Source organism: Luteirhabdus pelagi (assembly GCF_016827595.1).
Lineage (GTDB): Bacteria > Bacteroidota > Bacteroidia > Flavobacteriales > Flavobacteriaceae > Luteirhabdus > Luteirhabdus pelagi.
In genome coordinates, this window is the sequence record NZ_JAECMS010000001.1 from 429,942 (window position 1) to 455,708 (window position 25,767).

At 41.5% G+C, this 25,767-nt stretch carries 23 protein-coding genes; 13 read left to right on the plus strand and 10 right to left on the minus strand.

All coding sequences use genetic code 11. From position 1 onward, the window contains the following. Positions 1–388 precede the first annotated feature (388 nt). The 4 genes from I4Q58_RS01995 to I4Q58_RS02010 form a co-directional block, all read right to left on the minus strand. Positions 389–1,735, minus strand: coding sequence for a dihydrolipoamide acetyltransferase family protein (locus I4Q58_RS01995; protein WP_203293197.1), 1,347 nt, complete (start codon positions 1,733–1,735; stop codon positions 389–391). Positions 1,736–1,810: 75 nt separating this feature from the next. After that, positions 1,811–2,929, minus strand: coding sequence for a glycosyltransferase family 2 protein (locus I4Q58_RS02000; protein ID WP_203293199.1), 1,119 nt, complete (start codon positions 2,927–2,929; stop codon positions 1,811–1,813). A gap of 3 nt (positions 2,930–2,932) precedes the next feature. Then, complete coding sequence (gene recR, locus I4Q58_RS02005) at positions 2,933–3,553, minus strand: recombination mediator RecR (RefSeq protein WP_203293201.1); 621 nt, start codon at positions 3,551–3,553, stop codon at positions 2,933–2,935. Between the two features lie 73 nt (positions 3,554–3,626). Next, a complete protein-coding gene (locus I4Q58_RS02010; protein WP_203293203.1) occupies positions 3,627–6,116 on the minus strand; it encodes a T9SS type A sorting domain-containing protein in 2,490 nt (829 codons plus the stop codon). Positions 6,117–6,240: 124 nt separating this feature from the next. Here I4Q58_RS02010 and I4Q58_RS02015 point away from each other — a divergent pair, with 124 nt between their 5' ends. Beyond that, complete coding sequence (locus I4Q58_RS02015; RefSeq protein ID WP_203293205.1) at positions 6,241–7,707, plus strand: sodium:solute symporter; 1,467 nt, start codon at positions 6,241–6,243, stop codon at positions 7,705–7,707. Here I4Q58_RS02015 and I4Q58_RS02020 read toward each other — a convergent pair. Next, entirely contained in the window at positions 7,678–8,037 is a 360-nt protein-coding gene (locus tag I4Q58_RS02020; protein ID WP_203293207.1) for a CoA-binding protein, read from the minus strand. The two genes, I4Q58_RS02015 and I4Q58_RS02020, sit on opposite strands and share 30 nt — an antisense overlap. A gap of 390 nt (positions 8,038–8,427) precedes the next feature. Here I4Q58_RS02020 and I4Q58_RS02025 point away from each other — a divergent pair, with 390 nt between their 5' ends. After that, positions 8,428–10,869, plus strand: a complete 2,442-nt coding sequence (locus I4Q58_RS02025; protein WP_203293209.1) for an outer membrane beta-barrel family protein — start codon at positions 8,428–8,430, stop codon at positions 10,867–10,869. Positions 10,870–11,036: 167 nt separating this feature from the next. Here I4Q58_RS02025 and I4Q58_RS02030 read toward each other — a convergent pair whose 3' ends face one another. After that, positions 11,037–12,044, minus strand: a complete 1,008-nt coding sequence (locus tag I4Q58_RS02030) for a 3-oxoacyl-ACP synthase III family protein (protein ID WP_203293211.1) — start codon at positions 12,042–12,044, stop codon at positions 11,037–11,039. A 166-nt stretch (positions 12,045–12,210) separates the two neighbouring features. On the opposite strand from I4Q58_RS02030, the gene I4Q58_RS02035 reads away from it, so the two are divergent. Then, the gene (locus tag I4Q58_RS02035) at positions 12,211–14,664 is read left to right on the plus strand and encodes a S9 family peptidase (protein ID WP_203293213.1); all 2,454 of its coding nucleotides are present in this window, start codon (positions 12,211–12,213) and stop codon (positions 14,662–14,664) included. A 175-nt stretch (positions 14,665–14,839) separates the two neighbouring features. Here the strand turns inward: I4Q58_RS02035 and I4Q58_RS02040 are convergent, their stop codons facing one another. Further along, positions 14,840–16,147: an ABC1 kinase family protein gene (locus tag I4Q58_RS02040; RefSeq protein WP_203293215.1), complete on the minus strand. Its 1,308-nt coding sequence runs from the start codon at positions 16,145–16,147 to the stop codon at positions 14,840–14,842. After that, a complete protein-coding gene (locus I4Q58_RS02045) occupies positions 16,148–16,819 on the minus strand; it encodes a TetR family transcriptional regulator C-terminal domain-containing protein (protein WP_203293217.1) in 672 nt (223 codons plus the stop codon). Between the two features lie 300 nt (positions 16,820–17,119). Here I4Q58_RS02045 and htpG point away from each other — a divergent pair, with 300 nt between their 5' ends. From htpG to I4Q58_RS02065, 4 genes are all read left to right on the plus strand, one after another. Further along, positions 17,120–19,015 (plus strand): molecular chaperone HtpG, encoded by a 1,896-nt coding sequence (gene htpG, locus I4Q58_RS02050; RefSeq protein WP_203293219.1) that lies wholly within the window; start codon positions 17,120–17,122, stop codon positions 19,013–19,015. A gap of 92 nt (positions 19,016–19,107) precedes the next feature. Beyond that, positions 19,108–19,335 (plus strand): hypothetical protein, encoded by a 228-nt coding sequence (locus I4Q58_RS02055; protein WP_203293221.1) that lies wholly within the window; start codon positions 19,108–19,110, stop codon positions 19,333–19,335. Beyond that, the gene (locus I4Q58_RS02060) at positions 19,335–19,685 is read left to right on the plus strand and encodes a DoxX family protein (RefSeq protein ID WP_203293223.1); all 351 of its coding nucleotides are present in this window, start codon (positions 19,335–19,337) and stop codon (positions 19,683–19,685) included. Before I4Q58_RS02055 ends, I4Q58_RS02060 begins: the two co-directional genes overlap by 1 nt. A gap of 2 nt (positions 19,686–19,687) precedes the next feature. Then, positions 19,688–20,290, plus strand: coding sequence for an alpha-ketoglutarate-dependent dioxygenase AlkB family protein (locus I4Q58_RS02065; protein ID WP_203293225.1), 603 nt, complete (start codon positions 19,688–19,690; stop codon positions 20,288–20,290). Here the strand turns inward: I4Q58_RS02065 and I4Q58_RS02070 are convergent. Beyond that, positions 20,277–20,648, minus strand: coding sequence for a hypothetical protein (locus I4Q58_RS02070; RefSeq protein ID WP_203293227.1), 372 nt, complete (start codon positions 20,646–20,648; stop codon positions 20,277–20,279). The two genes, I4Q58_RS02065 and I4Q58_RS02070, sit on opposite strands and share 14 nt — an antisense overlap. Before the next feature lie 136 nt (positions 20,649–20,784). Between I4Q58_RS02070 and I4Q58_RS02075 the strand changes: the two genes are divergently transcribed. Continuing rightward, positions 20,785–21,063 carry a TIGR03643 family protein gene (locus tag I4Q58_RS02075; protein ID WP_203293229.1) on the plus strand — a complete coding sequence of 93 codons (279 nt, stop codon included), beginning with the start codon at positions 20,785–20,787 and terminating at the stop codon, positions 21,061–21,063. Here the strand turns inward: I4Q58_RS02075 and I4Q58_RS02080 are convergent. Continuing rightward, complete coding sequence (locus I4Q58_RS02080; RefSeq protein ID WP_203293231.1) at positions 21,060–21,836, minus strand: S1/P1 nuclease; 777 nt, start codon at positions 21,834–21,836, stop codon at positions 21,060–21,062. The genes I4Q58_RS02075 and I4Q58_RS02080 overlap by 4 nt on opposite strands. A gap of 130 nt (positions 21,837–21,966) precedes the next feature. On the opposite strand from I4Q58_RS02080, the gene I4Q58_RS02085 reads away from it, so the two are divergent. The 5 genes from I4Q58_RS02085 to I4Q58_RS02105 are packed head-to-tail and all read left to right on the plus strand — an operon-like array spanning position 21,967 to position 25,761. Beyond that, complete coding sequence (locus tag I4Q58_RS02085) at positions 21,967–22,827, plus strand: SPFH domain-containing protein (RefSeq protein WP_203293233.1); 861 nt, start codon at positions 21,967–21,969, stop codon at positions 22,825–22,827. Between the two features lies 1 nt (position 22,828). Next, positions 22,829–23,335 carry a hypothetical protein gene (locus I4Q58_RS15545; RefSeq protein ID WP_236002800.1) on the plus strand — a complete coding sequence of 169 codons (507 nt, stop codon included), beginning with the start codon at positions 22,829–22,831 and terminating at the stop codon, positions 23,333–23,335. After that, on the plus strand, positions 23,332–24,666 hold the full coding sequence (locus I4Q58_RS02095) for a serine hydrolase domain-containing protein (RefSeq protein WP_203293235.1): 1,335 nt from the start codon (positions 23,332–23,334) through the stop codon (positions 24,664–24,666). The genes I4Q58_RS15545 and I4Q58_RS02095 overlap by 4 nt, the downstream gene beginning before the upstream one ends. Continuing rightward, the gene (locus tag I4Q58_RS02100) at positions 24,663–25,592 is read left to right on the plus strand and encodes an alpha/beta hydrolase family protein (RefSeq protein ID WP_203293237.1); all 930 of its coding nucleotides are present in this window, start codon (positions 24,663–24,665) and stop codon (positions 25,590–25,592) included. Before I4Q58_RS02095 ends, I4Q58_RS02100 begins: the two co-directional genes overlap by 4 nt. A gap of 4 nt (positions 25,593–25,596) precedes the next feature. Further along, positions 25,597–25,761 carry an Arc family DNA binding domain-containing protein gene (locus I4Q58_RS02105; protein ID WP_203293239.1) on the plus strand — a complete coding sequence of 55 codons (165 nt, stop codon included), beginning with the start codon at positions 25,597–25,599 and terminating at the stop codon, positions 25,759–25,761. Positions 25,762–25,767: the final 6 nt, after the last annotated feature.

Sequence of the window (25,767 nt, forward strand, 5' to 3'; positions counted from 1 at the left end):
CGTACCGAACGCGTATTTGATTTCAATCGTATAGGTACGTTCGAGCGGGGGTGTTGGGTGGTAAGTGATCCGTTATCCGTGATTTGTGATTTGTGATTTGTGATTTGTGATGTAAGTTCACTAATTTGAAAATTGGTAAAATTGAAAATTAATCAATAAGACGCTTTGAAATCGAACCGAATACTCAAAATGTAGGGGAATCTCAAGAATAATGGTCGCGACCAATAGGCTTTGGAATTTGGAGATTGATATTTGAAAGTTTTCTATCAGGTGCTATCTCCTTCGGCAAACAAGGAGTCACTAAAATAGACCCGACTATGAACCGCATAAAGCTTATAGTTTATAGCATATAGCTTATAGCTTATAGCTTATAAGATACAGCTAAAACCTACACATCCCTATTTTCGTCCCAACCTTCAAGATAGTCGGCGACGCGTTTCACGAATTGTCCACCCAACGCTCCATTAACTACTCTATGGTCGTAGCTGTGGGACAAGAACATCTTATAACGAATTCCGATAAAGTCGCCATCAGGTGTTTCGATTACTGCTGGAACTTTTCGGATGGCTCCTAACGCTAGGATTCCAACCTGCGGCTGGTTGATAATTGGCGTTCCCATAATACTTCCAAACGTTCCAACGTTCGTAACCGTATAGGTTCCGCCTTGAATTTCATCTGGCTTTAATTTGTTTACCCGAGCACGGTTGGCAAGATCGTTTACTTGTTTGCTCATGCCTACTAGGTTCAACTGGTCTGCATTTTTAATGACGGGAACGATTAAGTTTCCATCCGGAAGGGCGGCTGCCATTCCGAGGTTGATATTTTTACGCTTGATGATTTTATCGCCATCTACGGAGATGTTCATCATTGGGAAATCCTTCAACGCTTTTGCCACTGCTTCCATAAAGATTGGCGTGAAGGTTAGCTTCTCCCCTTCTCTTTTGGCAAAGTCGTTCTTCACTTTATTTCGCCAGTTCCAGATCTTGGTTACGTCGGCTTCAATAAAAGATTGTACGTGTGCAGCGGTTTGAACGCTGTCGACCATATGGTGGGAAATGAGTTTTCCCATTCGGGTCATTTCGATTATTTCATCTTCACCACTCGCTACTACAGGTGCTTTTGACGGCTGCGAAGCTTTTGGCTGTGCTTTTGCCGTTTCCGGGCTTTTCGCTCCTTCAGCGGTATGTGGTTGTGCTGTAGGCTGAGTTTTCGTTTCACCACGATTTTCTAGGTAGGAAAGCATGTCATTCTTCGTTACGCGACCATCTTTCCCAGTTCCTTGAATAGCGTCCAGTTCTGCTTGTCCGATACCTTCTTCCTTGGCAATATTTTTAACTAATGGTGAATAGAACCGATCGCCGCTATTTTCAATAGCGGGTTGGGTGGCTGCCTTTGCCGTTTCAACATTTTCTTCGACGGCTGCAACCATCTCTGGTTCCGGTTTCGTTTCAACGGTTGAAGTTGTCGGAGTATCGTCGTTACCAGAGCCTTCTCCTTCCACTTCAATAATCGCAATGGTTTGTCCTACTTGTACTACATCGTCGACATCGAACAATTTTTCGACCAAGACACCATCTACTTCGCTGGGCACTTCACTATCTACCTTATCGGTAGCGATTTCCAACACGGCTTCATCGGCCTCGATTGTATCGCCAACCTCCTTCAACCAAGAGGTTACCGTAGCTTCCGCTACACTTTCCCCCATCTTAGGTAGTTTCAGTTCAAATTTTCCCATAACGAATAATGATATCTTTTAGGTTTTACGGCTGCAAAATTAGTTAAAATTTGTTCGATTTATGTTTGAATTCTCTTAAAAAACGGTAACCGTGCCCTTTTCATCGCTACGGTCGCTTCCCAACATAAAATCACATCCATCAGGAATGATTCGGAAGGTATTGCCATGCTTGGAAAGCTGTTGCATTACCTGGAATATCTGAGAATACGACATATAGGTCACATCGAAGATGAATTGGCTGTTGGTTGGTATGGTATCCTGAAAAATCGATTTGGAAGCTGATTTCACCTCTCCCGAGACCACATGCTTCACTTTTGAAAGCAACGTCAAATTCTCTGTTAATACGAAGATGGTCTCAGGTTCGGGTAAAGGCTTTGGGGTTGCGGTTCGCTTTCCCTTTCGATATTTAGCAAGGGCAACACCAACATTCACTGCCACATCCATAACCTTAGAAGTCCTGAAGTGCTTTTTGTAAAAGATTTTCATCGCATTGTGAAAGCGCTCCAGATATACCGCATCCTTTGCTGTGCTTTCCCCTTTGTAGTGCAAAACTTCGGTCGCTCCTAAATACAGATTTTTATAGCCTGCCTTTTCAATCTTATAGGATAGATCGATATCCTCGCCATACATGAAATAATCTTCATCGAAGCCTTTTACTTCTTCATAAACACTACGTCGCATAAACATAAAGGCACCGACCAATACCCGGACATTTCCACTTCCTTCAACAGGAATATGTGAAGCGTAGTATTTATCGCCTTTTCCCAACAACTTCAACAAAGATGCTTTAGGCGTAGGAAGGTTTCGTTTGCTTTCAGGTAAAAAGCAGCCCGTTCCGTCTATCAATTTCACACCAATTGCTCCTAGGTAATGTTGGTCTTCCAATGTGGCGATACATTTTGAAAAGCTGTTTTCAGAAACTGCCGTATCCGGATTTAGAATACAGATATATTCTCCTTTGGCAATAGCGACGGCCTGATTATTCGCCTTGCTAAAACCTACGTTTTCTTTGTTTTCAAGTAAGATAACCGAAGGAAACTTTTCTTTCACCATTGCACAGCTATCATCGGATGAATCGTTATCGATCACAATTATTTCCGAGTCGATTCCCATTAGGGCTCGTTCCACACTAAGAATGCACTGTTCGAGAAAGTAACGAACATTATAATTCAGGATAACAACAGATAAATTCAACGGCTATTGGTTTTTTAACGAGGCTTCGAAAGGAATTCGATGCAGAATACTTCGGCCTAATGTCACCTCATCGGCATACTCCAGTTCATCGCCAACGGAAATTCCTCTAGCGATGGTGGTAGTTGTGATATTATAGGGTTCAATTTGTTTAAAGATATAAAAGTTCGTCGTATCGCCTTCCATGGTTGAGCCCATGGCGAAGATCAGTTCTTGAATGGTGCCATTTTTTACCTTTTCAACCAACGAAGGAATCGTAAGATCGCCAGGACCTACTCCGTCCATCGGTGAAATTTTACCGCCGAGTACGTGGTATTGCCCTTTATATTGACTCGTATTCTCTATGGCCATTACATCGCGTACATCTTCAACCACACACACCAATTTTTCATTTCGATTGGGGTTGCTACAAATTTCACAAAGCGGTGTATCTGAAATAGAATGGCAATTTTTGCAAAAGATGATCTCTTCCCGTAATGTAGAAAGGCTATCGGCTAGCCTTCTGGTTTGATCGGGGTGTTGCCGCAATAAATGCAAGACCAAACGAAGCGCTGTCCGTTTTCCGATACCGGGGAGTTGGGACATTTCATCAACTGCATTTTCCAATAACTTTGAAGAGAAATCCATGGGCTGTGAAGATAAAAAAAATGCTTCAGATACCTTTCGGTTTCCGAAGCATTTTCACTAAACATGCAGTGCCTTATTTCTTGATAAATTTCTTCGTAACGGTTCCTTTATTCGAGCTAACACGAACAAAGTATGTGCCTGCACTTAACGAAGCTGTTTCTATCGTCATTTCGTTTGCAATGGCGGTATCGGGAAGATACATTAGCAGCTTTCCTTGAATGTCAAATACTCGAATATCGGCCTCTACCGCTTCTGGTACGCCGAGTGTGATATTGTTTCGTGTAGGATTAGGATATACGCGTACTTCCGTTTCAGAAATAAACTCCTCTGCGCTTAAATCTGGTTCGCGTAACGGTGTAGCCCATAGACCGCGGCCGTAGGTACCAGCATATAGCATATTATTTTCCGTATTAATCTCTAATTCATTAACAATAACATTCGGAAGATTGTTACTATACGGTTGCCAGTCTTCCATAGTATCGTCGATATAGAACACACCATAGTTCATTCCAACGTATAGCCCATCTGCTCCATTATCGTCCCATACAACGCAAAGTGCGCTAAAGTTTGGAAGGTTTTTACGGTAGTTCACCCAAGAATCGCCTCCATCTTCTGAAACATATACTCGATTCGAGCTTGTGGTTGCCACAGCGATTTTATCTGGATTGGTGGGGTGAATAGCAATATAATTAATAGCTCCTCCTGGAGCCGAAGTAGCTTGCCAATTTGTACTTCCACCATCGGTAGTTTTAAAGAGGCTTCCACCGAAATTTAAATACATTACTTGGTTATCGGAAGGCGCGATCTTCAAATTTTCAAGATTTGAACCGAAAAACTGAGAAATTGCAGTCCATGTCTGCCCTCGGTTTGTCGATTTATAAACTCTATTATATCCCACATAAATGGCTGCAGATATTTGAGGATCTTGCTCGAATGGTGTCACCCAATTTCCAAATCCTTGACCTGGCTCTTCAATACCAATTATAGACGCACCTGCATTATCGGTACGGTACATATTTCCATTTTGGGAAGTTCCAAACATTCTGTTGGTGAAAGAATAATCTACAAACCCTTCCATACCGTCGGCACCCAGCCAATCTCTCCATTGGTTTGATGCAGTATAAAAAGATGTCCCATTATCCTGAGAGCCACCAGTAATTATTTCATCAGGTCCTTGAGCAACTCCAATTTTGTAAAATTGACGAATTCCCATACCCGCTGTAAGATCGGTGTAGTAGTTTGAAGAGACATTATCGGTGTCTTCAACCATAAATAGTCCACCATCGGTACCAGCATACAATTTATCTCCCACAAATGCCAAGATATCCACATCAGCATGGCAATATCCAATGTTTTGTCCTTGCGCGTTTCCTGGAATCCAGTCTGAAGTTGGATTAAACGTTACACCGGCATCTGTAGAACGCCACGTTAGGATTCCAGCGATATGCACTTCATCTGCATCGGTAGGGTTCACTGCTATATCCATGTCTCTTGGTGCTTGTCCAGAATTATCATTGGCAGACGTACTATAGCCAAAATAATTATCGCCCCCATGATTCAATAAGGTAAAGTTTTCTCCCTCATCAGAGGAAACATACAGTCCTCCGTATGTACCACCGTTCGCACGGACAACATATACACGTTGCGGATCGTCTGCAGAAACTCCAATCATTTTAGGACCTCCCGCCAATCCACCAATTGTAGTAAAGGTTGCTCCACCATCGGTTGACTTATGAAAGCCTGTTCCAGAAGCATATACGATATCAGTATTTCCAGGTTGGAACTCAATATCAAATCCGTTACCATCGTTGGTAATCGATTGCCATGTAGCACCCGCATCGATAGATCGATACAAGCCACTATTCTGTCCGGACGCAAACATAATATCGGTATTATCCGGGTTGATCAGAATCTTATTAATCAAAGAACTTCCTAAATCTGCAAGTTCATTCCAAGTTGCTCCACCATCAGTTGACTTAAAGATAAGCCCACCATTTGATCCAAAATAGTACACATCGCTATTCGTTGGATCCATGGTTACCGAATAAACATTCATGTTATTGAAGTTATCGTTTAGTGGCAACCATGTCTGGCCTCCATCGGTCGTTTTCCATACACCGCCAGTATTAGCACCAGCAATAATATGATCGGTATTAGCATTATCAACCGCAAACCCGGTAATGCGACCTACTCCAGGGTTCCATCCCGTTGTAGCATTCCAATCTGTAGGACCCATTTCCACCCAATTGTCATTCAGCGGATCGCGAGTATCGGCCGTTTGGTTCAGATAAGCATCATAATTCTCCTTTCTTGCAACCTGTTCTTCAATGGGAACCAGATATCCTTCTTCGTTCATTAACCGAAGGGCCATATATTCCCATCGCTTAAACTGTTTATATCCAGAGCCACGACCTTTATCTCGATTTTCGAAATATGCCTCAGCGGAATTAATAATCTCTTGAACGCTGTGTCCACCTTCATCGATCATCTCAAGATATTCTTGAGAAAAACCAGATACGCACGGAAACAAAAAAGCTAATAGTAGTAATTTTAGATAACGCATGTTTTTGGAAATAAGGGATTTAAGCAATTTTTATTTGAAAGTTTTCAAAAATAATGAAAATAAGCATATTGCCGTTGCAAACTTTGTATTTTTACGGCGCTTTTCTTATTAAGTCGTATACTATATGCAGCCATTACATATTCTTCTTTTAATCGCGGTATATTTTGGAATTTTAATGATCATCGCCCACTTCACCGGGAAGAGTGATAGCAATGAAGCCTTTTTTAAAGCCGAAGGAAAATCGCCATGGTATGTTGTTGCCTTTGGAATGGTCGGCGCCTCCCTATCTGGCGTAACGTTTATTTCGGTCCCGGGTTGGGTCCGTGATTCACAATTTAGCTATATGCAAGTGGTGCTTGGCTATTTGCTGGGCTATTTTGTAATTGCCTTCATATTGCTACCCATTTATTATAGGATGAATGTTACCTCCATTTACCAATACCTAAATAATAGGTTTGGTAATGTAAGCTATAAAACAGGCGCCTTCTTTTTCTTCATCTCTAGGGTATTGGGAGCTTCATTTCGCCTATTCCTAGTGGCAACTGTGTTGCAGTATTTTGTGTTTGAAGCCTGGGGCGTTCCCTTCGCCGTAACCGTTGTACTTTCTATTTTACTGATTTGGATTTATACGGCTCGTGGCGGCATTAAAACTATTGTTTGGACCGATACGCTGCAAACACTATTCATGTTGGGATCGGTGGTGATTGCGATTTATTTCGTGGTGAATGAATTAAATTGGGAATGGGGCACAATGTTATCGGAACCATCGCTGCAACCGTATACAAAAACCTTTTTCACCGATAGCTTCCTAGCGACCAACTATTTCTGGAAATCATTTTTGGGTGGCATGTTTATTACCATATGCATGACAGGCCTCGACCAAGACATGATGCAGAAAAATCTAACGTGCAAAAGTTTGCGAGATGCCCAAAAGAACGTGTTGTCGTATAGCTTTGTGTTTGTTCCTGTCAACTTACTATTCCTGTTTTTGGGAGCCTTATTATTTATCTATGCAGAGCAGAACGGAATATCGGTTCCTGTATTAGATGGGAAGGAAAAAACTGATTTGTTATTCCCTGAAATTGCATTGAATGGAAGTATGGGGCTCGGCCTAAGCATCATTTTTATTTTAGGACTCATAGCTGCGGCGTACTCTAGTGCAGATAGTGCACTTACCTCCCTAACCACCAGTTTTTGTGTCGATTTTCTAGGAATTGAACGAAAAGAAGCGAAACAGCAAAAGACCTTGCGTAAGAAAGTTCACGTTTTAATTAGTGTACTTTTAATAATCGTTATCATCGCATTTAAGTACCTGTTGGATAGCAGTGTAATCGATATATTGCTAAAAGCAGCTAGTTATACCTACGGCCCGCTATTAGGGTTGTTCGCCTTTGGTATTTTTACTAAAAAGGAAATTCGCGACCGATGGGTTTGGCTGGTAGCACTAATTTCGGTTATCCTAACATATATTTTGGGAAGTCTTCCACCCGAATATCTAGGAGGATATCATTTCAATTATGAATTGTTAATTGTGAATGGCGCTTTTACCTTTCTGGGCTTGTTAATATTGGTTCGACGCCAACAGCACTAACGTACAGGCTACTTCCACTTCGATATTTTCCTGCCTCAGTTTTGAATAGAATTCTTGATTCTCCGTGCCAGGGTTGAAGATGACGCGCTCTGGTTGAAGCGATACAATGTAGGAGTAGTATTCCTCCTGACGTTTTGGATTAAGATATAAGGTAACGGTATGAATATTTTCGAAGGGTTCTTTTTCGGTAGCGATATCTACACCAGCCACGACGCCCTTTCGCAAGCCCACAGCTTTAACGGGAACATCATTTTTTACCAAACGATTGATGGCGATGTTTGAATATCGATTAGGCTTTAAGCTAGCCCCTAACACTAATGTGGTCTTCATAGAAATTGCAATCTTTTTAGTGGAAAATACAAAGGGTCGTCGCCCTCTTCGCCCAAAACTATGTTAAATTATAAAACGAGCTGTAACATATCGAAAACAATCACGTCTATTGTATAGAAATATTTCTGGCTTTACCGTGATATTTTTACGTTGATGGTTAGTGTTAATAATAGCGGTAAAGTACAAACCCGGAGCTTTTGTTCCGGGTTTGTTTGTTTTTACACCTTAATTCTTCCTATTTGATGTAACAATATTTCCATAGACACGTCATATGTACATCATCAACTTTGCAAAACACGTATTCCTATAATGGGTTATACAAGGTATTTTGCAAAACATCATCAATCAAACAACGAACCCCTAGCCTAGCTAGGAAAAACCAATCAAAAAATGAAACAGTTATTATGCGTCGTTGCGCTATTGGTAGCGCATGTAAGCTATTTGTATGCAATTCCCTCAAACGACCGTCCCGGCACTATTTCGGGTACGGTAATGGACAAAAACCTTAACGAACCCCTTCCCTACGTAACCGTTGCCATCAAAACACTTTCGGGTGATATTATCACCGGTGGTGTTACCGACGATAACGGTGTTTTTAAAATTGAAAAAGTACCAGAAGGAAAAAGTCAGGTTTCTATTCAATTTATTGGATACACACCCTACGTAACCGAAGTTGAAATCTCCAGTGGAAGTCGGAATATTGATCTCGGTACTATCTATTTAGAGGAGAATGTCGATTCATTAGATGAAGTGACCGTCGTGGCCGAACGTTCGACCATCGAGCAAAAACTCGATCGTAAGGTAGTGAACGTAGGTAAAGATCTAACCACAGCTGGCCCTACTGCGTCAGACATCATGAACAACCTCCCTTCAGTGAGTGTCGATCAACAAACAGGTGCCCTCTCACTAAGGGGAAATCAGAACGTTCGCGTAATGGTCGACGGGAAACTCACCAATGTGCCGGTTGCTCAATTGCTCCGGCAGATCCCTTCAACCTCCATAAAACAAATTGAATTGATTACAAATCCTTCAGCAAAATATAATCCTGAAGGAATGAGTGGTATTATCAATATTATCCTGCATAAAAATGTGAATATAGGTTTTAACGGAAATGCCAATGTCGGACTTACCTATGAAGAGCAACCAAAATTTAACAGCTCGATCGATATGAATTATCGAAATGGAAAGCTGAATTTCTATGGAAATTGGGGGCACAACACTTCCAAGAATGAAAACTACGGGCACATTTTTAGACCCGATGAGAATTCTGAACAGTTTTTCGAGTTTTTGGACGATCGCACTTCAAATCTTTTTAAGGTTGGGGTCGACTTCTACCTGAATGATACCAATACTATTTCCTTCTTTACCAATCAGAATATTTTTGAAGGCAGTACAATCGGCGATACCGATATCTTATACTACGATATGCCGAGTCGAAATCAGTTTCAGTTTTTCGATAGCGCTTCCGAAAACCAATCGTCGCAATACAATTTCAATTACAAATTAGACCTTAACGATGAAGGCCATAACCTTGAGTTGGAAGCAGATTATAATGAATTCACCAACGATGAGATAGCCAAATTTCGCTTCCAAGGTGCTTCCCCAATTGGAAATTACAACGACTTCGTAGCTACCGATCGCAATAGATTGACTGTAAACCTAGATTATGTGAATCCGCTTTCCGAGACTGCCAAGTTAGAAGCCGGATTAGAGGCGAGACTTTTCGAGAGCAACATCGACTATGCCTCGACGGGTCAAACCTTCAACAGTGCTGGGGCACTAATCGATACGCCAGATACCGATTTTGAATACAATCGCGATATCTATTCGGCATATGTTACCTACGGAAAGAGTTATGATAAATGGAGCTTTCAGGCCGGAGCACGATTTGAAACCGTAGAGGTAAAAGCAGATACCAATACGGTTCGAGCGTTCACGAACGATTACATTCAAGTGTATCCTTCAGCCTACGTTACCTATACGCCTACTGAAAAAAATCAGTTTCAAGTAAGCTATAGTCGAAGGGTCGATAGACCAGGATTAGGACAGGTAAATCCAATTCGCGAATGGAGTACTCCGCTTATTTCTTCCTTTGGAAACACACAATTAGAGCCGCAATTCACGAATTCCGTAGAAGCAAATTATACGCGAAACCTAGAAAAAGGAAGTATTACAGGAGGTGTTTTCTACCGAATGATAGAAGATGAAATTAATCGCGCGGTATTTGTGGACCGTACCGATTTGAATAAGGTCATTTTAACCTACGATAATTTCAGCAATACTTCGGCCTATGGGGTTGAAGTGTCTGGAAACTATCGACCGTTTAAATGGTGGAACTTCAATGCGAGTTTCGATCTATACACCCAAACGCAAAAGGGAATCACAGAGCGATTGGATACGACTACCGAAAATCCGACGGCTACCGATATCATTTCTGAAACGGTACAGGTGGATAATACTGCCTGGAATTTTAGAATGATCAATAATTTTAAGGTAACGGAAGCACTTACGCTTTCAGCCTTCGGTTTCTATAGAGGCGCTAACCAAAACTTACAATTCGATGTAGACCCGATGTATTTTGTTAATATTGGAGCGCGTTATAGCCTGTGGGAAGGTAGAGGAACGTTTAGCGTTAATTATAACGATATCTTCGATACCATGCGGTTCGCTTTCGATGGAACCAGACCTTATGCTCAAATTGGGGAGTTCAACTGGGAAAGCAATACGGTATTCGTCGGACTGTCCTATCGATTTGGCGGTGGAAAATATCGCGCAAAATCACGTCGAAATCGCGACGACCGAGAAAAAGATGATGCGGGTGGCATATTTTAAAAAAATAAAAAAATTAAATGCAACTTGTAACATTTAACATTTTAATACGTCTATTATGGTAACAGTCAACTAACTGACTAAGTTTCCAACTTAGTTAAAGATTGTTTTGTTAAGCTAGAAAGCCCTCCGATGTCTCAGGAGGGCTTTCGTCTTTTTAACAAATGCGATTACCATCTAATGATTACACTTCCCCAAGTAAAGCCGCTACCGAAAGCTGCCAATACCACAAGGTCTCCTTTTTTGATTTTTCCTGCTTCCCAGGCTTCTGTCAGGGCTATCGGGATAGATGCCGCCGTTGTATTTCCATATTTCTGAATGTTATTGAAGACCTGATCATCGCTTAGCTTCATCTTCTGTTGGATAAACTGTGAAATACGCAAATTCGCTTGGTGTGGAATCAGCATATCAATATCGGAAACGTTCAGACCGTTGGCGTCCAGACCTTCTTTTATAACTTCTGAAAATCGTACGATGGCATGTTTAAATACAAACTGTCCATTCATATAGGGGTAATACGGAATATCCTCTTGTGGATTTTCTTCGATAATCTCCGGTACCCAATGCTCCGTACTAGGACCTTGTAATGCTAATTCATCTTTGTGTTTTCCTTCACTGTGAAGATGGGTTGAAAGAATCCCAGAATCTTCATCATCCGATCGGGAAACAACCGCAGCGCCTGCCCCATCACCAAAAATGACCGAAACATTTCGTCCACGGGTTGAAAAATCCAGCCCGCCACTATGGTTTTCACTACCGATAACCAAGATATTCTTATACATTCCGGTTTTAATATATTGGTCAGCTACCGAAATAGCATACACAAATCCACTACATTGATTTCGGACATCCAACGCGGGCACAGTATTCATATCGAGCATATCCTGTATCTGCACGCCTCCGCCGGGAAAATACATATCCGGACTAAGGGTAGCAAACACAATCATATCGATATCCTTTGTAGTCAACTCCGCTCGCTCGAGTGCTATTTTGGCTGCCTTCACCCCCATAATAGAAGTAGAATTCCCGTCTCCCTTTTTAATATGCCTTCGCTCTTGTATACCCGTTCGCTCTTGTATCCAAGCGTCGTTGGTGTCCATTCGCTTCGCTAAATCATCATTTGTTACAATGTTTTCGGGAACGTAATATCCCAATCCTTTTATAGTGGCTCTATACATGTTTTTCAATTTAATACCATCTAGCAAGATAACTATTACCGACTAGCAGCGGAAAGAAAACCCGCGTATATTCTATGCATGCATAGCAATTGAGCGTTGCCCCTTTTTTCTTTTTTCGGTATCTTACTGAACTAAAATTCTTTCAGTATACATTCAACTTTACATCATGAAAAAAACCATTCTTTTTCTCTTTTTTGTCACTTTCATCAGTTATTTACAAGCCCAGGAAAACACGAACTATCAAAAACCACCACAGGCTATTTTAGAGTTGGTCGATGCACCCTTGGCACCTTCGGTGTTGCTAAATGACGAAGGCACAGAGGTAGTCTTGCTATATCGCGATGCCTATAAGAGCATTGAGGAACTTTCTGAAACTGAAATGCGCTTGGGCGGACTTCGCATTAATCCGAAAACCAATATTGGAAGCCGGGTTAATTACTATAATAATGTCAAAATGAAGCAACCTACCGCAAAGGAAGCGACTCAAGTTACAGGCTTGCCCGAAAACCCGAGGCTGTCGTACTTCAATTGGTCGCCCGATGAAAAAATGATCGCCTTCCTAAATACTACTTCTGAAGGTGCTGAATTATGGGCATTGGATTTGGACAAAAGAACGGTAAAAAAGCTAACGGGACCCAATGTGAACGCCAATATGGGAAATCCTATCAGTTGGTTTAAAGACAATAACGCCCTCTTGGTGAAAATGCTTCCTTCCGATAGAAAAGACTTGATCAATACTTCAGAAGCAGTACCCGACGGCCCCACTATTACGGAAAGTACTGGGGAAAAGGCCCAAAACCGTACCTATCAGGATTTGTTGAAGAACCCTAACGATGAGTTCAACTTCGAGCAGTTGGCGAGAAGTGAAATCAAAAAAGTCGGTATCGGCGGCCAAACGGTAGATTTCCTACCCGCAGCGATGTACCGTAGTATCGATTTTTCACCTAACGGCGAATATATTTTGATTTCCAAGGTGAAGAAACCCTTCTCCTATATCGTTCCTTATTACCGATTCCCTTACGAAGAAATCATCTATTCAAAAGAAGGAAAAATGGTGAAACTTTTTAACGATGTACCCTTAGATGAAGTTCGTCCGAAAGGGTTTATGGCTACCCGTACGGGAATGCGGAATGTACAATGGCGAAGCGATAAACCGGCAACACTCGTCTATGCCGAAGCCTTAGATGGTGGCGACCCAGAAACCGATGTGGAATATCGCGATGTGGTTTATGAGGTTCCCGCACCTTTTACCGCAAGAGGCAGACAAATTCTTCAAACCAAAAATAGATTTAGCGGTATTACCTGGGGAGACGATGAACATGCTATCGCGTATGATTATTGGTGGAATAACAGAAATACCAAAACGTATCTTTTCAATCCTTCAAGTATGAACTTGGAACCTACGATTATTTCCGATCGCAATTACCAAGACCAGTACAGCGATCCAGGGAATTTTGTAACAGAGCGTAACGAATGGGGCGAATCGGTTCTTATCATGAATAAGGGTAATGCCTATTTGATGGGTAATGGATATACCGAAGAAGGACAGTTTCCGTTTGTAGATGCTTTCAACCTAAGGAATCAAAAAACAGAACGACTGTACACCTCAACCTATACTGATAAGAAAGAGAATTTGTACGATGCCATCGATATGGCAAAAGGTAAAATCTTGGTTCGTATTGAAAGTCCGAGTGAATATCCGAACTACTATTTCAGAAATATTAAAAAGAAAAATGATCTTACTGCTATCACTAGTTTTGAAAACCCTTTCAAAAGCATCGCCGATGTTCATAAGGAAGTGATTACCTATAAACGTGACGATGGGTTGGAGTTGGAAGGAACGCTTTACCTTCCGATAGGATATGATATGAAGAAAAAGGAAAAAATGCCGATGGTGCTATGGGCGTATCCAAGGGAATTTAAGGACAAGAGCAGCGCTTCCCAAAATACCACCAACCCGAATGAATTTATCTATCCCTACTACGGAAGCCCAATTTATTGGGTTACCCAAGGCTATGTGGTGTTGGACGATGCCGCTTTTCCTATTGTAGGTGAAGGTGACGAAGAACCGAATGATACCTTCCGAGAGCAGTTGGTTGCCAATGCAAAGGCAGCAATCGATGCCGTGGATGAAATGGGCTATATCGACCGAAATCGAGTAGGTGTTGGAGGCCATAGCTATGGAGCGTTTATGGTTGCCAACTTGCTAAGCCATAGCGACCTTTTTGCAGCAGGTATCGCTAGAAGTGGTGCTTACAATAGAACATTGACACCTTTTGGATTTCAAAGTGAAGAGAGAAGCTACTGGGATTCGCCCGAAACCTATTACACCATGTCGCCCTTTATGCACGCCGACAAAATGGATGAACCATTATTGTTGATTCATGGTGAAGCCGACAATAACAGTGGAACCTATCCGCTACAGAGTGAACGTTATTTTAATGCGTTGAAAGGACTGGGAGCAACCGCTCGTTTGGTGATGCTTCCTAAGGAAAGTCATGGCTACCGGGCCAAGGAAAGTATTCTTCACCTGTTATGGGAACAAGACCAATGGTTGGATAAATATGTGAAGAATAAAGGACAAGAGAATAGCGAAAAGGAAGCCATGAAAAAGAAGTAAAACCAAAGAAAGCCGCGGGAAGATCCGCGGCTTTCTCAAACAACCTAACCAATAAAATAATAGAAATAAATTACTTTTTCATAGCAATTCTATTATCCCACTTTGATATCTCAAATATACAGTATTTTGTTTAATAAATTGTAATTAAGATTAAACAAAATATGTTAAACTTTACTTAAAGCAGTGAGGTATAATTATTTATTCGAACAGTAGCACCCAAGTCATTCAGCAAATTATAGAGTCCAAAGAAGGTTCTATTGATATAGAGAAAATGCTTCGAGCCTCTATTTCCGTTCATCTTTCGCAATTCTGTGTCTTTCGAATACTTATCACTCAAGGCAGCAATTTTTCCGAAGAAGGCTTCACCCCCAAAGTCGAATACTTCTTCATGAAAAGGTTGGGTAAACAAACTCAACATCTCGTGGAATAATTTCGAGAAAAATTCAATTTCTTCTGGTGAATCCTCTTCTTTCAAAATTTCAAGCGCAAACATCTTTTCCTTAAAAATTTCAGGATTGTTGATGTTTTCAGGTTTTGCCAATTCGAAATACGGCTCATAGAATTCTTCTGGTACCTGCTTCACACAACCGAAATCGATCGCTATTAATTCACCTTTATCGTTCACCAAAAAATTACCGGGATGTGGATCGGCATGTACCTGCTTCAATTCATGCATTTGGAACATGTAAAAATCCCATAGCGCCTGACCAATCGTATCAGCCATCTCTTGATCGGTATTCGCCTTGGCAAATTGCGATAAGTGCTGACCATGCATCCAATCCATTGTTATGATCCTGTCGTTCGACAATTCCTCATAATACTTGGGAAACTTCAGGTTTGGAATATGCGAACACTTCTCCGTGATATATTTACTTTGTTCTACCTCTAACTCATAATCGGTTTCCTCTAATAGCTTCCCTTCAATTTCCTTAAAGTATTTTTCAGAATCCTTTCCTTTCAGATTGAACATCTTCATCGCAACCGGTTTCACCAATGCCAAATCGCTGCTAATACTATCGGCCACTCCTGGGTATTGAATCTTTACCGCTAATTTTTTGCCATCCTTTTCAGCCTTATGTACCTGCCCGATACTTGCGGCTGCGACGGAATTCGCCTCGAAACTATCGTATAGTTCCTCCGGGGTTTTGTCGAAATACTTCACAAATGTTTTTCGTACCAATGGAGCCGATAGTGGTGGGACTTGAAACTGCGCCAGCGAAAATTTTTCAACATAGGCTTTCGGCATAATGTTCTTTTCCATGCTCAGCATTTGCGCAACCTTCAGTGCACTCCCCTTCAAACTTTTTAGGCCATCGTAAATATCCTCCGCATTGCTTTCATCCAAACCATCGCGGGTGGTTTCTGGATTCACCAATTTCGAACTGTAATATTTTAAGTAGTTGCCGCCAACTTTTACACCTGTCTTTACAAGTTTGGACGCCCGAGCAATTTTATGGGTGGGAATGTTATCGATTGTCTTCATCTAGTTCATTTTATCTTTCCAGAGAAACTTTCCAAAATCGACCACACTTTCTAAGGGAGTCGTTTCAAACACATCGAAAATGGCTCGAACCGATTTTTCGATCACGATATCCGTTTTTTCAAAAGAAGGCGAGCTGTCTTCCATCCAATATTTCAGGATGAATAGGGTTTGAAGCCATGCACCTTCAGAAAATACGGAAACGGGATGTTTTAATAGTTTGAAGTTCTTCTCTTCGTTTCGATTTTCTATCAATGTTGCTGAAAATTCTTTAATACGCTTTCGAAGGCCTTTCAGTTGCGAAAGGTTGCGCATCATATCTTTCTCTTCTTGTAGGGCGAAAAGTACGTAACTACGATTTAGCGTTAGCATTTCAAAAAAGGTGTAGAAGAAAGTCAACATCTTTTCTTGATTGTTGAAACTATCATACTCCTTATTCTTATGCGCCAACTTCATGGATTCATCAAAAAACTGATTCCAAATCTCCTTTCGCAGTCCATCAAAGGACCCGAAGAAAGTATAAAATTCAGCCTCCGTTATGTTTTGGTCTTTACAGAATTTGTAAACGCTCTTTGGAGTTCGCTCCTCTTCCAACACAAAATTCATGTATTGTTCAATTACACTAGCTCGCGTGACATTCGTTTTCTTTTTTGTTGTGGATTTCTTAGCACTCATATCAACTATTTTGTCGTTTTGGATGTCTCATAATTACATCAAAATCATTGCCATAAAGATACTAATTGTTTAATCATTATGACTAAATCCTAAACAAAAGGTTGTGTTAAAGTTAATGAAGGTGAGTAGTGAGTAGTGAGAAATTAGATTTGTGCATACAGTATACAGCATACAGCCTAAAGCATATAGTTTAGAGCTTAGAGTCACCAACCTGCCACCCTGTCAGCCTGAGTCGAATGGTATTTTCTTTGCCATATTGAAGTCGAACAAACGAAATTCAATTAAACATAAATATTACCCATGAGTACAGGAACTATTAATGTATCGGTCGAGAATATCTTTCCGCTGATCAAGAAGTTTTTATACAGTGACCATGAGATTTTCCTACGGGAATTGATCTCCAACGCAACAGATGCGACCCTTAAGCTAAAGCATTTGGCCAATATCGGCGAGGCAAACGATGTGCCTATCGACAATCCGATGATTGAAGTAAAGGTGAACAAAGAGGCAAAAACGCTTCACATCATCGATCAAGGTATCGGGATGACCAAAGAAGAGGTGGAAAAATACATTAACGACATTGCCTTTTCTGGAGCCGAGGAGTTTTTGGCAAAATACAAAGATAAGAATGGTGACGATGCCGGAATTATTGGTCATTTCGGACTAGGATTCTATTCCGCTTTTATGGTCGCCAGTAAGGTTGAAATCATTACAAAGAGCTTTAAGGACAAACCTGCTGCCCATTGGAGCTGCGATGGTTCACCAAAATATACCTTAGAGGAAGCCGATAAGAAGGAGCACGGGACTGAAATTATTCTTCATATCATGGAGGATGAAACCGAATTCCTTGAAGAATCGCGTATTCGTGAATTGTTGGTGAAGTATAACAAGTTTATGCCGATCCCGATTAAGTTTGGAACCAAAACCGAAGAACTTCCAAAACCGGAGGATGCTAAGGAGGATGACCCAGCACCCACCAAGGAAGTAGATAATATCGTGAATAATCCGAATCCGGCGTGGACAAAGCAACCCACCGATTTAGAGGATAAGGATTATAAAGAATTCTATCGCGAATTGTACCCCATGCAATTCGAAGAGCCATTATTTCACATTCACCTGAATGTTGACTATCCCTTCAATCTAACCGGAATTCTGTATTTCCCGAAGATGACATCGGATATGAGCGTTCAGAAAGATCGTATTCAGTTGTACCAAAACCAGGTCTTTGTAACTGATAATGTAGAAGGAATTGTACCTGAGTTTTTGACAATGCTACGTGGGGTAATCGATAGCCCAGACATCCCCTTAAACGTTTCCCGTAGTTACTTACAGGCCGATGGTGCGGTGAAGAAGATTTCAAGTTACATCACCCGAAAGGTTGCCGATAAACTGAAGAGTCTCTTTAACGAAAGCCGAGAAGACTTCGAGAAGAAATGGGACGATATCAAGGTAGTGATTGAATATGGAATGCTTACCGAAGACAAATTCTTCGAAAAAGCACAAAAATTTGCCCTCTATCCTACTGTCGATGGTGAGTATCTGACCTATGAAGAATTGGAAGAGAAAATTAAGCCTAATCAGACCGATAAGGATGATAAGTTGGTAATTCTGTATGCTTCAAATAAAGAAGAACAGCACAGCTACATTCAGGACGCCAAGGAAAAAGGGTATGAAGTATTGTTACTGGATTCGCCAATCGTTTCACACCTACTTCAAAAGTTGGAAAGTGAAAAGGAAAATATTTCTTTCGCCCGTGTGGATAGCGATCCTGTGGAAACGCTTATCAAAAAAGAAGATTCCAATGTTTCAAAATTAAGTGAAGAAGAGACAGAGGAATTAAAAACCTTTTTGGACGAAACCATCTCGAAAGAGAGGTTTACCATCCAAATGGAAGCGATGGATAGCAATGCCAACCCGTTTGTGATTACCGAGCCCGAATTTATGCGTCGGATGAAGGAAATGCAGCGCACCGGTGGTGGCGGTGGTATGTTTGGCATGGGCAATATGCCAGAGATGTACAACCTCATCGTAAATACAAACCATCCGTTGGTGGGTGAGATCTTAAGCACCAAAACGAAGAAGAAAAAAGAGCGATTGGTAAACCAAGCACTCGACCTTGCACGCCTAAGCAAAGGCTTGTTGAAAGGTGAGGAAATGACGCAGTTTATCAAGCGTAGCTACGAAATGATCAAGTAATCATTTTAGAGAACTATAACTTTGAAAGCCGTTTGTTGAAAAGCAAGCGGCTTTTTTCATTCCAAACCCCTATTTTTGATAAAAACCTAGCGATGAAACTATTTTTGCCCTTACTTGCGCTATTTCTAATGGCCGCAACCTGCGACGATAAAAAAGAACAGCAAAAAGATGAGGAAATGATACCTGTCGAAAAAGACAATGGTATTGGCGATGGCGCACCTTCGTTGGATTCCATTTTAGACCAGCACCAATCGCCCCCTATTATTCCCGAAGGGAAGCGCGACAGTATTGTAAATGCCCAAAAAAACGACTCTATTTAATGTTACCCTGGCATCAATACTTGATGGGTGTGCTGCTCGTTCTCGCAGGTGTAAACCATTTTCGAAACCCCAAATTGTATAAACGCATCATGCCGCCGTATATTCCGGCGCATAGCACTATGGTTACGCTTAGTGGTATTGCGGAAATGATCCTCGGTTTTATGTTGATGAATGCCGATACCCAAACGATTGCCGCTTGGGGGATTATTGTCATGCTTATCGTGTTTATACCTGTCCATATCTATATGCTCCAAGATGAAAAGGCCGCTATGAAATTACCGAAATGGGTACTGTGGCTTCGGTTACCGCTGCAATTTGCCCTGATGTACTGGGCCTTTCAATATGTATAGCGATGCATCTTTTTTCTGAAGAAAAACAACCGCTTTCACTTCCAGATGCTGAAATCGTCTATTATCCAAATTTCCTTTCTACTGCTGAAGCGGACCGCTATTTTGATATTTTGCTGAAAGAAACCCCTTGGCAACAGGATAATATTACGGTATTTGGAAAAACCTATCCGCAACCCCGACTAACTGCTTTGTATGGCGAGGCGGGAAAACCCTACACGTATTCCGGAATTACCATGCACCCGCATCCCTTTACTGAACCCTTGTTGGGGTTGAAAAAGAAGGTTGAAGATGTGGTTGAAGCACACTTCACCACCTTACTATTAAATCTGTATCGCGACGGTAATGATAGTAATGGTTGGCATGCTGACGATGAAAAAGAATTAGGCAAGAATCCAATAATTGCTTCCGTAAGTTTAGGTGCTTCGCGATCCTTTCACTTAAAACACAAAAAAGACAAAAGCTTAAAACACAAAATTCAGTTGGAACATGGAAGCCTGTTGGTAATGAAAGGTACCACCCAAGAATTTTGGAAACATCAAATTCCGAAGACAAAAAAAGACGTTGGGCCTAGAATTAATGGTACGTTCCGTATTATTTCAAGATAAAGGCCCTATTGCAATCCTCTGGGCAGTTGATAAACGTGTACGACAGTGCTGCCATCACAATTACGTGATAGACCATACGTTCGTACATTCCTTCCGTAACCAAAAAGACGCTCATGATGTAGGAAATAAAAAGACCGGCAATCAAGGTGTATTTAAGTCTTATCTGTAAGGTGATAAGCATTCCCACAAAGAATTCCGTAAAAGGCGCTGCTACTGCTCCATATGTAAGCCAAGTGCTGTTAGAAACCAAATGGGAAAAGTTCTGTTGCACAAAATCGACATAGGTCGTCAAAAAAACGATCCGTGCCAATCCGTGTAAGGCAATCAAACCTCCAAGTATTCTCGTAATCCTTTTCATACTATTTTGCTAAAGGGGGTGCAAAAATACTATCCAGTTCAAGCATAACAAACTGTAAGTCAGTACGAAAACGTTTTCGTGTTGATAAGTCTCCTACTTTTTCGATATATTGAAGAAAAAAATCGCTCAACTACCTATGGAAAAAGAATTGACCCCCCGAGAAAAGGATCGAATTATCGAAATGGCATGGGAAGACCGTACGCCTTTCGAGGCTATTACCTTTCAATTTGGACTGTCGGAACAAGATGTTATCGAATTTATGCGCAACGAAATGAAGCCTTCAAGCTTCAGAATGTGGCGCAAACGCGTTCAGGGAAGAAGTACCAAACATGCGAAACTGCGCGACCCTGAGATGGACCGTTTTAAAAGCAGTCGACAGAAGCATATTTCACACAATAAGATTCCGAAACGCTAGTCGAAGATTTCATTTAAAACGACTGCTAACCGAATGCCGCCTTTTTGAAGTTGGAATCGTAGTGTATCCATATACCGATACATATACGGGTACCAAAGCTTTTCGCCAATTTCGGTATTCGCATAAATATCTTTGCAGAGTTCACGGCTTTCGTACATCCAATCCAATACATCACCCTGTTGAATCGCTTGCAACTCTTCTTCTGAAAGCTGCTTCGTATTTGCGGCCAATTCTGAATACGACATATTGTAGTCTTCAATCATTTTGGTATCCCAAACGGTGTGAAGGTTCGTACCATCGCCAAACCAACGTACCTGAAAGTCGTTTCCACCCTTGTCATCCGCCAACCCGATATGCAGTGGTTGGTGAAGATCACCTAGAAAATGGACTAACATCTTCAATTGAAATACCTTCTCATCTTTTGTAGCAGTTTCACTTTTTAGGGTTGCAATAGCATTTCGAATCCCCACGATTAGATCGCCCTCCTCACTTTTTGGATGTTCCTCGTAAGTGCTGTCGAAGGGAAAGTTTACATAATGATACGGACCGTACTCGCGATACTCGGGATCGCTCTTTATTTCATCGCCATAGGTGGAGACCAAGGCCAGGGATTGGCCGTCCAACAGTTCACTGATCGCTTTCTTAGCCTTTCGGCTTAGATGCTGTTCTGCGATCTCACCGGTAGCGCGATGACCGTTACGGCCCCAATCTTCCGCAGCTTGTAGACTAAAACTTAAACTTACGATGGTAATAAATAGAAGAAAGTTCTTCATAAGTGAAGTTATTTTTCCGCAAAGATACCATAGTTCGAAATATTGAGGGTTCCTTTTAATTTGGAAATCAAGAAACTTTCACCTAAATTTGAAATAATATCATTTTAATATCAATTTAAATCTAACAGCCATGTCAAACGAAAAAACCACCGTCCCTCCTAATGGGTATGTTATGTTATTCCTGTTCTTACTGCTCTTTTTTGGGTCGATAGCAGCCATCGCCATCACCCGAAACCCTTGGATATTAGCAGGAATCGTAGTCGCCATATTTTTATTACCGGGATTTATTTTGGTGAATCCAAACGGTTCAAGGGTGTTACTGCTTTTTGGAGAATACAAGGGAACGGTAAAAAAGAATGGTTTGTTTTGGGTGAATCCGTTTTATGCGAAGAAGAAAATCTCACTTCGCGCCCGAAACTTCGACAGTGAACGGTTGAAGGTGAACGACAAGTTAGGAAATCCGGTCATTATCAGTACCATTTTGGTGTGGCGTGTTCGCGATACCTATAAAGCCGCTTTCGATGTTGATAATTATGAAAATTTTGTTCGGGTACAGACCGATGCCGCCGTTCGTGAATTGGCGAGTAAGTATCCGTACGATAACTTTGCAGATGAGGGCATGGACGAGGACATCACGTTGCGAAGTAGTATGGACGAAGTGAATGAAGCGCTCGAAATGGGGCTACAGGAGCGCTTGGCCATTGCTGGTGTGGAAGTATTGGAATCGCGTATTGGATATTTGGCCTATGCCAACGAAATTGCGAGTGCCATGTTGAAACGCCAACAAGCAACCGCCATCGTTGCCGCCCGTCACAAGATTGTGGAAGGTGCGGTTAGCATGGTGGAAATGGCGCTAAATGAACTAAGCAAAAAACAGGTTGTCGATTTGGATGAAGAACGAAAAGCAGCCATGGTCAGTAATTTGATGGTTATCTTATGTGGCGATAAGGATGCCGCTCCCGTAGTAAATGCAGGAACCTTAAATCATTAATATGAAGGTATTCGTAGAAGAGCAGCGATTTAACCAATGGTGGTTATATGCCATTATTTTCGCAACCATGGTAACAATAGTTATAAGCGTCTATGAGGTTTATGATGCTACTATAATCGAACAAACCAATGAATTCTGGATGTCAGCAGGAATTGGCATCGTAATTAGTTTTATCATGTTTGCCGTCTTATTTCTGAAATTGGAAACCAAAATAGATGAGCGTGGCGTTCACTATGGCTTTTGGCCTTTCCAATTAAAGTTGAAAACCGCCGAATGGCATGAAATCGAAGATTGCTACGTTCGACAGTATCGTCCGATTGGCGAATATGGTGGTTGGGGGTATCGATTTTCCTTAAAAAAGCATGGAAAAGCATATAATGTAAAGGGAAATAATGGAATCCAGATAGTGTTTAAAGATGATAGTCGCACTTTGATCGGAACACAAAAACCTTCAGAAGTAGCAGCAGTACTTAAGCAATATGCTCATAAACTAAACAAAATATCATGAAAAAATTCCTCAGCGCATTCCTATTCACAATAACAACTACTATCGGCCTGGCACAAATTCCGTCCGAAGTAAAAAACGAAGTGGAAATACGAATAAATTCTGCAGATCACCCTTCTATCGCTATCGGACTTTTCGAGAACGGGAAAGAGGAGTATTATGTCTCAGGGTTTTTGAATAGTTCAGAAAAAATAAAGGCAACCGAAGAAACCTTATACGAAATCGGTTCTATTACCAAAACGATTACCTCCCTCCTGCTAGCGCAGCTTTCGGTTGAAGGAAAAGTACAAATCGATGAACCAATAGCTCAGTACTTACCGGACTCCTTAAAATTGGAGGATGCTGAAGGCATTCCCATTACCTTCAAACACATTGCTACCCATACCTCGGGTCTTACGCGAATGCCATTCGGTTATTTACCTAAGGATGTTTCTAATCCATATGAGGGTTATTTAAGAGAACATCTTTTTTTATACCTCACTCGTTTCGGACCAGAAAAGGTGGGGCAGAAGCGTCAATATTCAAATCTTGCTGTTGGTCTGTTGGGGGAAACACTTTCTATCATTGAGAACATACCGTATAAGGAACTGGTGGCAGAAAAAATCTTACAACCACTTCAACTAAAAAGTACTTATTTCGAAATCCCTCAAGCTGAAAAACCCAATTTTGCACAGGGCTACAAAAATGGGGAGGCTACTTCAGAATGGACGTTTCAGGCCATGGCAGGTGCCGGTGCGCTTCGGATGAATGTGAAGGATTTATTGAAATATGGCAAAAGCTACCTGTATTCTTCCCCTTTGGATGAGGCCCAACGCCTAGTAACAAAAACCCATTACAAAAGTGACGAAGGTGTGGAAATGGGATTGGGTTGGTTTAAGAATGGTTCGATTATATCTCACGGGGGTGGCACCTACGGATTCAGAAGTTATATCGCAATCGATTTGGAACATGATAAAGCGGTTGCTGTTTTAGTGAATTCGGGTGAAGGGAGTCCCGAAGATATTGGAAACTTCATTATGAATCCCAAAGAATCCCCGCTTTTTAGTTCAACTACTGAAACTATTCCTATTGCTGCTGAAGCATTGTCCAACTATACGGGCACGTATTTTAACGAACAGTATTCCATGACATTTGAAATTTCGGTAGCAAATGGCACGTTATATGGAAAGTTGAATGAACAACAGAAGATTGCAACGGAATATATTGGCGATAATGCTTTTATCGCTTCTTCGGTAAAGGCACGATTGGAATTCTCCAGTACTGACGAAGGTTTCGATACCCTTACGCTAAAACAAGGGGGCCGCAGTCTTCACTTTAAAAGACAAAAATTATGAAACTACACTTGTTGCTATGCGTATTATTCAGTTCTTTCTTGGTTTTGGGACAGTCGGGAACTACTTCCGAAGCTATTTCCGTAACACCTTTAATCGATGGAACCTTGTTGCTTCCAGAAAATAAAACTTCTCCCCCTCTTGCCATCATCATTGCGGGTTCCGGTCCGACCAATCGCGACGGCAACCAAATGATGATGAAAAACAATTCGCTGAAATACTTAGCGGAAGGGCTTGTTGCTGAAGGTGTCGCTAGTTTTCGATATGACAAGCGCATCGTGAAAATCATGAAAATGGGAACGTTGAATGAAAAGAAGATCCAGTTTGATCACTTTATCGAAGATGCTGTTACCATAACCGATTACTTTAAATCCGACGACCGCTTCGGAAAAATTTACCTTATCGGTCATAGTCAAGGTTCGCTTATCGCCTTGGTAGCTGCCCAAGATCGTGCCGATGGTGTTATCTCTATCGCCGGTGCGGGGCAGGAAATCGATGACGTCATAGTAGACCAATTAAAAAAACAAGCCCCGGGGCTTGCCGATAATGCTAGGACTTCGTTTGACGATCTACGGGTGAATGGGGTCGCTCAAAATTATAGCGAAGGATTGGCGTCTATTTTTAGACCAGCCATTCAACCCTTTTTGCTACAGTGGATGCAATACAATCCACAAGAGGAAATCGCCAAGTTGAACGTTCCAGTAATGATTATCAACGGAACGAAGGATCTTCAGGTGCAGGAAAGTGAAGCGGAAGCCTTACGAAAGGCGAAGCCTGGGGCTGAGTATCTCTTGGTGGAAAACATGAACCATATTTTAAAGGAGATTAAAGGCGACGATATCGAGAACAGCAAGTCGTATAATGACCCAAGACTTCCTGTGATGCCGGAAGTAATATCGGCCATTTCAACCTTTATAAAAGACCAGTAACAATATGCCTAAGAAGAAAGCATTTGCGCTTCGCGTGAACGAGGATATGATGAAAGCAGTCGAAAAATGGGCTTCGGACGAATTCCGTAGTACCAATGGGCAGATTGAATGGATGCTGCATGAAATGCTGAAAGAGGCAAACCGACTTCCGAAGAAAAAGGAGAAGTAGCCTTAC

Excerpts from the sequence above, each read along its gene's own strand:
- I4Q58_RS02025 (WP_203293209.1), top strand. The coding sequence starts at position 8,428 with ATGAAACAGTTATTATGCGTCGTTGCGCTATTGGTAGCGCATGTAAGC.
- I4Q58_RS02020 (WP_203293207.1), bottom strand. The coding sequence starts at position 8,037 with ATGAAGACCACATTAGTGTTAGGGGCTAGCTTAAAGCCTAATCGATAT.
- I4Q58_RS02045 (WP_203293217.1), bottom strand. The coding sequence starts at position 16,819 with ATGAGTGCTAAGAAATCCACAACAAAAAAGAAAACGAATGTCACGCGA.
- I4Q58_RS15545 (WP_236002800.1), top strand. The coding sequence starts at position 22,829 with ATGAAGGTATTCGTAGAAGAGCAGCGATTTAACCAATGGTGGTTATAT.
- recR (WP_203293201.1), bottom strand. The coding sequence starts at position 3,553 with ATGGATTTCTCTTCAAAGTTATTGGAAAATGCAGTTGATGAAATGTCC.
- htpG (WP_203293219.1), top strand. The coding sequence starts at position 17,120 with ATGAGTACAGGAACTATTAATGTATCGGTCGAGAATATCTTTCCGCTG.
- I4Q58_RS02070 (WP_203293227.1), bottom strand. The coding sequence starts at position 20,648 with ATGAAAAGGATTACGAGAATACTTGGAGGTTTGATTGCCTTACACGGA.
- I4Q58_RS02065 (WP_203293225.1), top strand. The coding sequence starts at position 19,688 with ATGCATCTTTTTTCTGAAGAAAAACAACCGCTTTCACTTCCAGATGCT.
- I4Q58_RS02095 (WP_203293235.1), top strand. The coding sequence starts at position 23,332 with ATGAAAAAATTCCTCAGCGCATTCCTATTCACAATAACAACTACTATC.
- I4Q58_RS02015 (WP_203293205.1), top strand. The coding sequence starts at position 6,241 with ATGCAGCCATTACATATTCTTCTTTTAATCGCGGTATATTTTGGAATT.
- I4Q58_RS02080 (WP_203293231.1), bottom strand. The coding sequence starts at position 21,836 with ATGAAGAACTTTCTTCTATTTATTACCATCGTAAGTTTAAGTTTTAGT.
- I4Q58_RS02030 (WP_203293211.1), bottom strand. The coding sequence starts at position 12,044 with ATGTATAGAGCCACTATAAAAGGATTGGGATATTACGTTCCCGAAAAC.
- I4Q58_RS02100 (WP_203293237.1), top strand. The coding sequence starts at position 24,663 with ATGAAACTACACTTGTTGCTATGCGTATTATTCAGTTCTTTCTTGGTT.
- I4Q58_RS01995 (WP_203293197.1), bottom strand. The coding sequence starts at position 1,735 with ATGGGAAAATTTGAACTGAAACTACCTAAGATGGGGGAAAGTGTAGCG.
- I4Q58_RS02105 (WP_203293239.1), top strand. The coding sequence starts at position 25,597 with ATGCCTAAGAAGAAAGCATTTGCGCTTCGCGTGAACGAGGATATGATG.
- I4Q58_RS02035 (WP_203293213.1), top strand. The coding sequence starts at position 12,211 with ATGAAAAAAACCATTCTTTTTCTCTTTTTTGTCACTTTCATCAGTTAT.
- I4Q58_RS02040 (WP_203293215.1), bottom strand. The coding sequence starts at position 16,147 with ATGAAGACAATCGATAACATTCCCACCCATAAAATTGCTCGGGCGTCC.
- I4Q58_RS02085 (WP_203293233.1), top strand. The coding sequence starts at position 21,967 with ATGTCAAACGAAAAAACCACCGTCCCTCCTAATGGGTATGTTATGTTA.
- I4Q58_RS02010 (WP_203293203.1), bottom strand. The coding sequence starts at position 6,116 with ATGCGTTATCTAAAATTACTACTATTAGCTTTTTTGTTTCCGTGCGTA.
- I4Q58_RS02075 (WP_203293229.1), top strand. The coding sequence starts at position 20,785 with ATGGAAAAAGAATTGACCCCCCGAGAAAAGGATCGAATTATCGAAATG.
- I4Q58_RS02055 (WP_203293221.1), top strand. The coding sequence starts at position 19,108 with ATGAAACTATTTTTGCCCTTACTTGCGCTATTTCTAATGGCCGCAACC.
- I4Q58_RS02060 (WP_203293223.1), top strand. The coding sequence starts at position 19,335 with ATGTTACCCTGGCATCAATACTTGATGGGTGTGCTGCTCGTTCTCGCA.